Raw genomic sequence first — 1,410 nt, 5'->3', positions numbered from 1 at the left:
CCGATGATGATGAAGTACAAAAGGAAGATCACCCCGATGGTGATCAACCGCGACATCACACTGTCAAACGGGCGCCAGTCCTCGCTGCCGATGAAAGGGGCGAAATACCACACACAGGCCGACAGCACCGCTGCCAGGATCAGCAGGATGGTATAGATCGACCGGAACAGCGGAAAGATATAACGGCGGATCATCCTTCAACCTCCTGAACCAGCAGGATTTCGATCCTGCGGTTCTTGGCCCGCCCTGCGCGGGTGCTGTTATCTGCAATCGGTTCTTTGTCGGCGCGGCCCTCGGCCGACAGCCGGTCCGGGTCTGTCATCATCTTGGCCATGCCTGCCATCACCGATTTCGCCCGTGCCAACGAAAGCGCCATGTTGGACGGGAAACGGGAGGAGCGGATTGGAATATTGTCGGAATGGCCCGCCACGATAATTTTGCCCTTTTCGTCATTCAGCGACTCAGCCACACGGTTCACCGAGGACCGGAATTTCTTGCTGAGCTGGTCCGACCCCGAGCCGAACATGCCCGAACCGGCCAGCCGGATAATCAGTGTGTTGCCCTTCTGAAAGACTTGCACGATGCCTTCCTTGATCTCCGGTTCCAGGAAGCCCGTGACCTTGGCGATCTGTTCTTCGGCCGTCGGCGCCGGCGGAGGCGGAGGCGGCGGAGGCGCACGCCGCTCCAGCTCCGCCTTGGGGCCGGAATCGACAATCGTCAGCTGCCCGACCACATTCTCGGTCTGGTTCGACAGCATCCAGCTCAGGCTCAGAAACTGCAGTGCCAGCACTGCGCAGGCGGCCGCCAGGGTGATCCAGACCAGCCGCCAGACCGACAACGCCTTGAACGGTTTGACCAGGCCTTCCCAATGCGGCGACAGATCGCGCTCCACCGGGCCGCGCTGATTTCGGATGATCCGGGCCAGCGCGCCGCGGATTTGCAGATGTTTCTCGGAACCGCCCTGCTCCACCCGCAGACGGCCCTCGAACCCCAGCGATAGGCACATGTACAGGAACTCGAGCATGTCGATATTGCCGCCCGGCTCTTTCTCCAGCCGCGCCAGCAAGTCATAGAAACGGTCGCCGCCGACCACCTCACGGTGGAAGGTCGCCACCATCGACTGCAACCCCCAGGCAGACTGTCCGCCCCAGGGCGTGTTCAGCACCACGTCATCCAGCGTCGCGCACAGCGCATAGCGCGCAATCTTCACCGTCTGAGCGGCAATGCCCGCCTGCAGCGCGCGGTTTTCAAACGCACGTACCTCAGCCACAACATTCTTGCGCAGCCCATCCGGGTCCATGTGCTGGGCCCGGTTGCGGATCCGGCTGATCAGCGCAAACAGGGTGGAGGCACAGGCCGTCAGCTGGTTCATCCCCGTCAGCGCCATTTTCGGCGCCTTCGCCCCGCCCG

Annotated in this window: 2 protein-coding genes; both read right to left on the bottom strand. The window is 62.2% G+C overall.

What is annotated here, in order from left to right; all coding sequences use genetic code 11:
* A partial coding sequence (locus A2I95_RS37830) for a hypothetical protein (RefSeq protein ID WP_291737571.1) occupies positions 1-194 on the bottom strand: 194 nt, incomplete at its 3' end.
* Positions 191-1,410, bottom strand: a 1,220-nt coding sequence (gene tssL / locus A2I95_RS37825) for a type VI secretion system protein TssL, long form (RefSeq protein WP_291737570.1), incomplete at its 5' end; no start/stop codon positions are given. The genes tssL and A2I95_RS37830, both read right to left, overlap by 4 nt.

It is taken from the genome of Leisingera sp. F5 (genome assembly GCF_001593695.1).
This window is presented reverse-complemented; position numbering and strand designations above follow the sequence as displayed.